This window comes from Asticcacaulis sp., from assembly GCF_020217185.1.
GTDB lineage: Bacteria > Pseudomonadota > Alphaproteobacteria > Caulobacterales > Caulobacteraceae > Asticcacaulis.
Map to the genome: position 1 here is coordinate 1 of NZ_JAIWNX010000229.1, position 10,000 is coordinate 10,000.

General features: G+C 62.0%; 10 protein-coding genes. 2 read left to right on the top strand and 8 right to left on the bottom strand.

Features of this window, described 5'->3' with window-relative positions:
• A partial coding sequence (locus tag LDL37_RS11280; RefSeq protein ID WP_290798185.1) for an MFS transporter occupies positions 1-273 on the top strand: 273 nt, incomplete at its 5' end.
• Here LDL37_RS11280 and LDL37_RS11285 read toward each other — a convergent pair.
• From LDL37_RS11285 to LDL37_RS11300, 4 genes are all read right to left on the bottom strand, one after another.
• Complete coding sequence (locus tag LDL37_RS11285; RefSeq protein WP_290798188.1) at positions 274-894, bottom strand: hypothetical protein; 621 nt, start codon at positions 892-894, stop codon at positions 274-276. It lies immediately after the preceding gene.
• A 40-nt stretch (positions 895-934) separates the two neighbouring features.
• Entirely contained in the window at positions 935-1,195 is a 261-nt protein-coding gene (locus tag LDL37_RS11290) for a hypothetical protein (protein ID WP_290798191.1), read from the bottom strand.
• Between the two features lie 57 nt (positions 1,196-1,252).
• Positions 1,253-1,456: a cold-shock protein gene (locus LDL37_RS11295; protein WP_013480794.1), complete on the bottom strand. Its 204-nt coding sequence runs from the start codon at positions 1,454-1,456 to the stop codon at positions 1,253-1,255.
• Positions 1,457-2,063: 607 nt separating this feature from the next.
• Positions 2,064-2,987, bottom strand: coding sequence for a LysR family transcriptional regulator (locus tag LDL37_RS11300; protein ID WP_290798194.1), 924 nt, complete (start codon positions 2,985-2,987; stop codon positions 2,064-2,066).
• Between the two features lie 73 nt (positions 2,988-3,060).
• On the opposite strand from LDL37_RS11300, the gene LDL37_RS11305 reads away from it, so the two are divergent.
• The gene (locus tag LDL37_RS11305; RefSeq protein ID WP_290798197.1) at positions 3,061-4,014 is read left to right on the top strand and encodes an NAD-dependent epimerase/dehydratase family protein; all 954 of its coding nucleotides are present in this window, start codon (positions 3,061-3,063) and stop codon (positions 4,012-4,014) included.
• Here the strand turns inward: LDL37_RS11305 and LDL37_RS11310 are convergent.
• The 4 genes from LDL37_RS11310 to LDL37_RS11325 form a co-directional block, all read right to left on the bottom strand.
• Positions 4,001-5,443 (bottom strand): methyl-accepting chemotaxis protein, encoded by a 1,443-nt coding sequence (locus tag LDL37_RS11310; protein WP_290798200.1) that lies wholly within the window; start codon positions 5,441-5,443, stop codon positions 4,001-4,003. The two genes, LDL37_RS11305 and LDL37_RS11310, sit on opposite strands and share 14 nt — an antisense overlap.
• Before the next feature lie 169 nt (positions 5,444-5,612).
• Positions 5,613-7,703, bottom strand: a complete 2,091-nt coding sequence (locus tag LDL37_RS11315) for an alpha-glucuronidase family glycosyl hydrolase (RefSeq protein ID WP_290798203.1) — start codon at positions 7,701-7,703, stop codon at positions 5,613-5,615.
• A 202-nt stretch (positions 7,704-7,905) separates the two neighbouring features.
• The gene (manD, locus tag LDL37_RS11320; protein ID WP_290798206.1) at positions 7,906-9,114 is read right to left on the bottom strand and encodes a D-mannonate dehydratase ManD; all 1,209 of its coding nucleotides are present in this window, start codon (positions 9,112-9,114) and stop codon (positions 7,906-7,908) included.
• 163 nt (positions 9,115-9,277) lie between these two features.
• On the bottom strand, positions 9,278-10,000 hold a 723-nt coding region (locus LDL37_RS11325), incomplete at its 5' end, for a DUF4982 domain-containing protein (RefSeq protein ID WP_290798209.1).

Consider the following 10,000-nt stretch of genomic DNA (forward strand, 5'->3'; position numbering starts at 1 on the left):
GCCATGACCTATGCGGCGGCAACCTTTTCGCAAAAGCTGGGCGGAGCGCTGGCCTCCTACCTGATCGGCGCGGGTCTGAAGGCCGTCGATTACGTCGCCAATGGCCCGCAGACCGTCGAAACCAAGGGCATTATCACCGTCCTGATGTCGCTGGCTCCGGCGGTAGCGGCCCTGATCTCGGTCGGGGTGCTGCTGATGTATAAGCTCGACAAGGCCAGCATGAGCGCCGTTTCGACCGAACTGGCGCGCCGTCGGGCAGCCTTGGAAGAGTGATTAACGAATCTGGTGGCGCAGGTCGTACACACCGCGCCGCGCGGCCAGAACGGCCCCCATCAGGTCGAGGCTGATGCCAGAAAGGTCGGGCTGAAAGCCGTCAATATCGGCCAGTCGGGTGGCCACAAAGTCCACCACCTGCCTCAGGTCGCTGGCACGTGCCAGCTCCTCGACCGGATCAAAGATCAGGTTGATGACCTGACGCCGCAACTCCGGGCGGAAGTCGGTCGAGCCCGCGTACAGGCGGACCATGTAGTCGATAATACGGCTCAGGCCGGCCATCTCGTTCAGCAAGGGCGGACTGAACAGAAAGCGCCTGAACTCTACGGGCTCCGAGCGCGACAGGGCGGCGGCCACGACGAACAGTGCCGCCGTCAATACGCGGTCGCGGCTGCGCCGCAGCAGGGGCATATGGCCGTTCATCAGGCGGTCAAAGGCGGGCGTGTCGAATTTCGATAGTGTAATGCCGTTAAGGATCAGGGGTGCCAGTTGCGCCCAGGCTTCGCGACGGCGACCGGTCACCTTCTGCGGCTCCCACGGCTCCACCAGCAGCGCATCGACCAGATCGGCGATGTCGGACAGGGCGTCGGTGGTGGTAGCCGCAGCGGGCGAATAGGTCATGAGGAGAGCTTTCAAAAAACCGTTTCAGACAACAGGCGGATCAGTCGTTGGCCGCGATCAGTCGCCACTGCGCCGATTTACCGGCGGCAAACAGACGCTGCATAGCCTGACGCACGCCGTGAATGGCGTCGCTGCGCTCGCTGTGATGCGCCACGGGCTCACGGTCTTTGAGCACCTGCCAGAGCTGACCGTCAAAGCGCACTTCGAAGCGGGCAGGGACATGAGCGTTGACCAGCCCGGCCTCACCCACGGTCGGCCACAGGGAATCCCAGGTGTCGGCGGGGGAACGGGAGGGGGTCATGTGCAGGCTCCTTAGATCAAATAAAAAAGCCCGGCGGGGTTGCCGGGCTTCGCAGAGTCAGGCGGCCTGAAGATTGACCGCTGCCGCCTTGCCGCGGTCGCTCTGGACCTCGTAGGCGATCTTCTGGCCTTCGACCAGCATCCGCCAGCCGGCGCGTTCGATGGCGGAAATGTGCACGAACACATCATTGCCGCCGTCATCCGGCTGAATAAAACCAAAACCCTTGTTCGGGTTGAACCACTTTACAATGCCGACAGCCATGTTGGCCTCCGTTCGCATATAGACGTGCGCCGTCTGCCCCGAAAACCGGGGCGTTCGAAAAAAGAAATGCTTGGGAGAGGCCAATACAGGCAATCAGACAAAGCGGTCTGTGTTTCGAGGCTTTACTATAGCACAGCTTGAAATAGGTTTCGCCCCAAAAGCGACAGGGGTCTATTTTATTTTCGTTTAGTCTATCATTTCAGCGACAAGACGGCGTAATTCTTCCCGTGTAAACAGGGGCGGGGTGAGAATCGGGCGCTCAGAGCGCACTCCGAAAAGTGTGCAACGGTTTTCGGAATCAAATGCGCGACCAAATAAATCGTTAGAGCGGAATTTCGATTCAGCCTGAACAAAATCCGCGCTAACGGCACGGTGAAGGGGGGCCGCAACGCGACCGTGACGGCCATTCGCGGCCGTGGGGGTATGAGAATTGTACATGATAATCCTGTCCGCTGAGGGCGGACTTAAAAAGGGTTGGAGCGCACTCGGCTTGGAAGCGGGCGCAGCCAGAACGAGAAGGGAAGATAAGTGTCGGGGACGGCGCTTCGCCAATCCGGACACAAACACACCTTAAGCGCTAATTGCGGCTTTTCGGTGTCTTTGCCATTCAGGTGGCGGAATAGACCGCCGCCGCCACGTCTCTCAGACATTCGCGGAACCAGATCAGGGCCGGGTCGCGGCCGCGCAGGCGGTCCCACACCAGCACCAGCCGCATCGGTTCCGGCGCCACGGGTGAGGGTACGCAGACCAGACCAAACGTCTCGGCCAGCCGCTGCGCCAGCGCTTCGGAGACGGTGGTGAGAAGGTCGCTGTGGCTGATGGCCGCCAGCGCTGCGGTGAAATAGGGGGTGTTGAGGGCGATGCGCCGCGACAGGCCGCGCGCCGCCAGCGCGGCATCCAGTTCGGACTGACCGTCGCCAAAAATGCGGATGGCGGCGTGCGGGAAGCGCTCATAATCTTCGGGCGAGACGGGCCGGTCGGCCAGCGGGTGCCCCCGCCGCATCACCAGCGCCAGCCGGTCGTAACCCAGCGGCAGGGTCTCGGTGCCGACGGGCAGGGGCGTCGTCTCCAGCGCAAAGGCGAGATCAAGCCGTCCCTGCTGCATCAGGGTGATGGTCTCCGGACCATAGGCCGACACCTGCACGTCGATGCCGGGGGCCTCGCGCGCCAGCCGCGCCGTCAGGGCGGGCAGCAGCAGCAGGGTATGCACATCAGAGGCCACCAGCCGCACCGTGCGCTTTTCCTGCGCCGGGTCGAAGCGATCTTCGCGGAACAGGCCGCGCAAACCCTCAAGGGCCTCCGCCACCTGCGGGGCCAGCCGCTCGGCCCTGGGCGTCAGGGTCAGGCCACCGCCAGCGCGGATCAGCAGCGGGTCGTCGAACAGGTCGCGCAACCGCGAAAGGGCCCGGCTGACGGCGGGCTGGCTGAGGCCCACCTCGTGCGCGGCGTGGGTCACATTGCGCCGCCTCAGCAGGGCCTCAAGCACCGGCAGCAGGTCGAGATCGATAGCGGCTAAATTCTTATTTTGCATAATGCTCATATAAATAATGCATTTTTGGTATAGTGCAATCGGCGTTACCCTTGGACATCAACAGGAGTTCCCCATGTCCGAGAAAATCGTCATCTTTGGTTACGGCCCCGGTGGCCGCAGCCTCACCGAACGTCTGGTCGCCGAAGGCCGTCGGCCCCTGATCACGCAGCGCAAGCGCCCTAAAGACCTGCCTCCGGGCGTCGATTTCAGGGCGTCGGACGTGCTCGATGCCGCTGCCGTGCAGGCAGTGACGCTTGGTGCGACCCACATCGTCATCACCATTGGCTTTGAGTATTCGACCGCCGTGTGGCGGCAAAGCTGGCCCGTGGCCATGACGAACCTGCTCAAGGCGGCGCGTGAGACCGGCGCGAAAATGCTCTTCTTCGATAATCTCTACATGTACGGACCGCAAAACGGGCCGATTTCGGAAATGACGCCCTATGCCCGCTGGGGCGGCAAACCGGCGGTACGTCGCGCCATTTCAGACCAGTGGCAGGCGGCGGCGGCAAAGGGCGAGGTGGTGATGAGCGCCCTGCGCGTGCCGGATTTCTACGGTCCCGGCGTCAGCAACAGCCATCTGGGCGATCTGGTTTTTGGGCGGCTGGCGCAAGGCAAGCCCGCGCAACTGATCGCCCCGCCGGATACGCCGCACGATTTCGCCTACATACCGGATGTGGCGCGCGCCATGGCCCTGCTGCTTGACCTGCCGGCGGCGGAATATGGTCAGGTCTGGCATATGCCGAGCGCGCCGACGCGCACGCCGCGTCAGTTGATCGCGCTGGGGGCCGAGGCGCTGGGGCAGCCCGCGCGGATTCAGGCCATCCCGCAAAGCCTGCTGCCCGTGCTGGGGCTGGTCACGCCCTTCATGCGCGAACTGCACGACATGCGCTTCCTGTTCGACCGCCCCTACCATATCGACGGCCACAAGCTGACGCAGCGCTTTGGCTTTGAAGTGACGCCGTTCGAGGTGGGTATCCCGCAAACGGCGCTCAGCTATGGCCGGGTAATCAAGCCTATTCCTTCTTGACGAACTCGGCCAGACGGCTGCTCAGCTCCTGCGCCGTGGCGCGCACCGTGTCGGAAATGCCGGCCACCCGTTCGGCGGACTTGCCGGTGTTTTCGGCATATTCGGCCACGCGGCCCATGGTTTCGGAGACCGACTGCGCCACGGCCCGCTGCTCCTGCGTGGCGGAGGCCACCGAATTGACCAACTGGCTGATCTGGCCGATGCCGTTGATGACGCCGGACACCGTATCGACCGTCTTGCGCGTTTCGGCCTGAATGGCCTCGATGCGCTTGCCGATCTCCGACGTGGCCTTAGCCGTCTGTTCGGACAGGGCCTTGACCTCAGAGGCCACGACCGCAAAGCCCGCACCGGCGGCCCCGGCGCGCGCCGCCTCGATCGTGGCATTGAGCGCCAGCAGCTTGGTCTGTTCGGCAATGGAGGACACGGTGGACACCACGTCCGAAATGCTGCCGACCGCACCGGTCAGGCCTTCGAGCTGATGCTTGGTGCCGATACTGGCGGTTTCGACCGCCTCGGCCTCACGCGCCACGTCGGTGGTGCGCATGGCGACTTCGTGGATGGCGGTGGCCTGTTCCGACACCGCATTGGCGACGGTGCCAGTCAGGGTCATGGTTTCGCGGACATAGCCCGACAGCTCACCGGCCTGCGACGTGACGGCATCACCAACGCGCGTCATTTCAGCGACCGTATCCTCCATCCCCTTGGCCATGGCCACCCGGTGCGTCACCACGTACCAGACGAGCAGGGGTCTTCCGGCGATGCGGTTGATCTTTAGCTCCAGATATTCCGGCCCGACCTTGATCGTCGTCTGATGGCCGTCGCTGCCCATGGCGTTCAGCATCCGGTGCTGATGCTCAGGCACCTTGTGGAAGACGTCGATCTTGGAGCCGATGATCTCATCGGCCTTGACGTTGATATATTGCTGGATCTTGCCCAACATGCGGATTGAGGCCTGATTGGCGTAGTCTATGACGAAGGTATCCGGATCGCACGTCATGATCGGCACGGGCAGCTTGTCAAGCGTCTCCAGCAGGCGAGCGATGCGTTCCTGCTGCGCCTTGCGGCTTTCGACGACGGTGGCGATCTTGATGACGCCGGTAATGCGGCCGTTGGTTTCGATGGGCGAATAGGTGGCCTGAAGCGTGACGCGCTTGCCGCCCTTGCCCAGCCGTTCGAATTCATCCGAGCGGAAGCGCCCGGCCTTCAGATCGGCCCAGAAGGCGCGATAGTCGTCACTGGCGGCATAGGCCTGATCAACGAACAGGCTGTGGTGCCGCCCGATGATTTCGCTGCGACTATAGCCCATGGCCTCACAAAAGCGGTCATTGGCGTCTTCGATGATGCCGTCGAGCGTGAAGCAGATGATGGCCTGAGTCCGCGACAGGGCCTCATAACGGGGGCGGTGGTCGGTCTTCGATTTAACGAGCATGGCAAAACCTTACGCAACTTCTGACGTAGCATTGTTACGCCGTTGGTAAAGCGCGCGTTAAAACCGAACGATGTTTTTATAAAAAATTTATAAAGTTCAAATATTTATTTTAGTATAACTTGATTCTACGTCTCGCGGATCGGCGTGGATCACAACCCCCTTCATTTTTTTAATGATGCCCCGGCGCATAGGGGAAGGTCAGGGATTTGTAATAGTCGAGTGACTTTTCCGGCGCCGCCACCCCGGCGGGCAGGGGACGGCCCGACTTCGACTGGAAATAGGCGATAGAGGCGTCGCGCCACCATTTGGCTTCGCGCGCCTGTATGCGCAGCGTGCTGGCGATGGCCTCGAAGCGTTCGGCATCGACATAGGGCTTCATCGCTGCCCACGTCTGTTGCATAGCGGCGGCGTCCTTCGCCCCCTTGTCATAGGTCAGGACCAGTTCATCCCACAGCGGGCGGCCGGAGCGCGTCTTGTAGTCCCACGACAGGTGGTGGAACCACAGGAGATAGCGCTCATCCATCGTTTTGGGATCGGCCCAAGCCTTCTGGACCTGCGGGTCGTACTGGCTCAGGGCGTCAGAGCCGGTTTTTGTGCGGTCAAAGCCGATGCCGTTGGCGTCCGCCTTGTGGTAATAGACCGGGTTCCAGTCGGGCCGGCCCAGATTATCGACCCACGGGCCGGGGCCGTAATGGTGGCCGGTGTCCATCAGGTGATGCAGCCCCAGCGGCGTCATATAGTCGGCCACCGTCTCGCGCGAACGCATCATCAGGGCGACGACAGGCGTCACAAAGCGCGGGTCTGTGGTGAAGGTCATCTTCGCCCATTCGGCCGCGATGTCGCGCGCCGAGCCTAGCGGGTTCCACGCCAGCTGCCCGAAAGCGTACCAATTGGCCTGATCGAAGTGCGATCCGGACCAGTTGCGATCCGTGCCGATATTGGCCACGCCCGCCATGCCGCTGAGGGCGTGATGTTCGCCTTCCACGACGCGGGCGACGCTCCAGCCTTTCTGGCCGTTCTGAAACGTGTCGGCGCGCAGGGTTTCCTCGTAATACTGACCCAGATAGGCGAGATGGGTGGCAAAGCCCAGATACTCCTTGGTGATCTGGAACTCCATCATCAGCGGCGTTTTGGGCATGGCCCCGAACAGGGGGTGGAAGGGCTCCCGCGGCTGAAAGTCGATGGCGCCGTTCTTCACCTGCACCAGCACATTAGGGGCGAACTTTCCATCATGCGGTTTGAACTCGCTATAGGCCTGCTTGTGGCGGTCGTCGGCGACCTCGGCCTTATAGACAAAGGCCCGCCACATGACGACGCCGCGATTGCCAAGCGCTTCGGCCAGCATATTGGCCCCGTCCTCGTGCGTGCGGCCATAGTCCTGCGGGCCGGGCTGGCCCTCCGAATTGGCCTTGACGAGGAAGCCGCCGAAGTCAGGGATTTTGGCGTAGATTTCGTCCGCCTTGGCCTTCCACCAGGCGCGCACGGCCGGGTCGAGCGGATCGGCAGTCTTTAGGCCGCCCAGTTCGATGGGGGCCGAAAAGCGCGCCGACAGATAGACGCGGATGCCGTAGGGGCGGAAGGTGTCGGCCAGCACCGCTGCCTTGTCGAGATAGGGCGCGGTCAGCGACGCCGCCTTGGCATTGACGTTATTCAGCACCGTGCCGTTGATGCCGATGGAGGCATTGGCGCGGGCATAGTCGGTGTAGCGCGGGTCCTTCAGGTCCGGCAGCCGCCACCAGTCCCATAACGACGCACCGGCATAGCCGCGCTCGACCGTACCGTCGAGATTGTCCCAGTGATTGAGCAGGCGGAGTTTGACCTTCGGCGCGTCGGTGATGTCTGCGGTGGTGCCGGTCTGGATGTGCCGCAGATAGGCGAAAGCGCCGTACAGCAGGCCAATATCGCTGTTGGCGCGGATGCGCACGATCGGCTGACCGTTCTGACGGCCTTTGCGGATCGCATAGCCTTCGCGGCCCAGCGCCATATCGGGCGTCGCATTCCGCGTCAGAATGACCGAGGGAGCGCTAACATTTTGGGCCACGGAAATCTTGTGCCCGGACAGGCCGGACAGGCCCCGTTGCAGTTCAGCTACCGCCGCCTTAACCGTTGGGGAATGCGCCTGAGCGACGACGGCGCGGGGGAGGGTTTGGGCGCTGGCCACAGGCTTATAGCGCAGCCACAGATCGTACCCGTCTTCGGCAAAGGCCGGGGCGGCCAACAGACAGACAAGCGCGCACAGCGCGTGGATAAGCCTACGCATGGTTCCCTCCTGTGGTGCCCCGCTTTGCGGGTGCGGTTTTTTAAGTTCCTCCCCTAATTTCAGGGGAGGGTGGCCCGAAGGGCCGGGTGGGGTTAAAGCAGCGGTATTAACCCCACCGTCTTTTGTCGCGTCGCTCCAAAATCCACCTCCCCTGAAACGAAGTTCGGCGAAGCCAAATCAGGGGAGGGACTTTCCATCGCTTTTACCAGTTAAACAGCGTGCCGTCCTGCAGGCGGTTTACCGGCAGATAGGCGCGCTTATAGGGGTACTTCGCCGCCAGGTCTTCGTCGATATCGACGCCGAGGCCCGGCGTTTCGGATACCATCAGGTCGCCCTTGTCGAAATAATAGCCGTGCGGGAAGACCTCATCGGTTTCCGGCGTATGGCGCATATATTCCTGAATGCCGAAGTTCGGGATCGAGACGTCGAAATGCAGGGCCGCGGCCATGCACACCGGCGACAGGTCGGTCGCCCCGTGGCAGCCGGTACGCACATTGTACAACTCGGCGAACGAGGCGATCTTTTTCAGGTGAGAAATGCCGCCCGCGTGCACGACAGTGGCGCGGATATAGTCGATCAACTGGTTCTGGATCAGGTCTTTGGCGTCCCAGATCGACGAGAAGATTTCCCCGACGGCCAGCGGCGTCGTGGTATGCTGACGGATCAGTTTGAAATTGTCCTGATTTTCCGCGACGACCGAATCTTCCATCCAGAAGGGACGATAGGGCTCAAGGTCACGCCCCAGACGCCCGGCCTCGATCGGCGTCAGGCGGTGGTGGACGTCGTGCAGCAGGTGGACCTCTTCGCCCAACGCTTCCCGCGCGGCGGCAAACAGTTTCGGGACCACGCGCATATAGGCCTCGGTGGACCATACGTTTTCGGTCGGCAGGTCGGCGTCGGCGGGCTCATAGAACATCTTGTCCTTCGACACGCCGTAGGTGGAAGCCAGCCCCGGCACGCCGCATTGCAGGCGGATGGCCTTATAGCCCATGGCCTTGTATTCCTGCGCCACCTCGATGGTGTTTTCGATGGTGGTGCCGTTGGCGTGGCCATAGACCATGACGCCGGTGCGCGAACGGCCGCCCAGAAGCTGATAGACGGGCAGGCCAGCGATCTTGCCCTTGATGTCCCACAGGGCCATATCGACGGCAGAGACAGCTGACATGGTCACCGGGCCGCGACGCCAATAGGCCCCGCGATAGAGATATTGCCAGATGTCTTCGATCTGCTGTGGGTCGCGCCCGATCAGGCAGGGAATCACATGGTCTTCGAGATAGGAGACGACCGACAGCTCACGCCCGTTCAGCGTGGCGTCACCAATGCCATAGACGCCTTCGTCCGTCAGGATCTTGAGGGTGACGAAATTGCGGCCGGGGCAGGTGACGATGACTTTTGCCGATACGATCTTCATGAGACTTACGCCTTAAATTGGTATGACCTATATCGCTTTTGCCGACCAATTGCCCGAATGGCAAGCGCAAAGTGAAGGTAAGGTACAGATTTGTTTGTTATATAGCAGACTGGGAGGTGGTCTCACAGAGGCAAGCCCCACACGGGTTTGAATTGGTAAGACCTTATCCCGTCGCAAGTCTTATCTGTGCGGCCTTCAGCCCTGCCGCTTCGGCCCGGAGGGTCAGGCGGCCCTTTTGCCCCGGCTTTGCGCGCACAATGGCCAAAGCCAGTCCGTTGAAGGCTTTACGCGCAGGCGACGGGAAGGCCGTAAAGTCGGTCGGATCGCCATTGTCGGTGGCGACGATCTCGCCCGGACCTTCCAGCGTGAAGGTCACCTTATCCTTGGCGAAGGGTACGGTTTCGCCCTTGTCATCGATAATGCGCAGGGTGACAAAACTCAGGTCCTTGCCATCGGCCTCAATCACGCTGCGGTCGGCCTCCAGCGCCAGCGCGTGGGCGGCCCCCGTGGTCTGGCGACGCGCCTCGGCCCACGGCTTGCCGTCCTTATAGACGACGGCGCGGATTTCGCCCGGTTCGTAGGTGACGTAATCCCAGCGCAGCCGATATTCGAACGGACGCTTCTTGATCCGTCCCTGCGACTTGCCATTGATGAACAACTCGGCCTCATCGCCGTTGGTGAACAGGTGTACTGGCGTCACCTCTCCCTCACGGCCATTTCCGGTATCACTGGCCCAGTTCCAGTGCGGCAACAGATGCGCCACCGGCAGGTCGGGACGCCAGCGCGACTGATAGAGCCAGAAGCGGTCCTTCTTGAAACCGGCCAGATCAATAATACCGAAATAGGAACTGCGTGCCTCGTAATAGGGGGTGGGCTCGCCCAGATA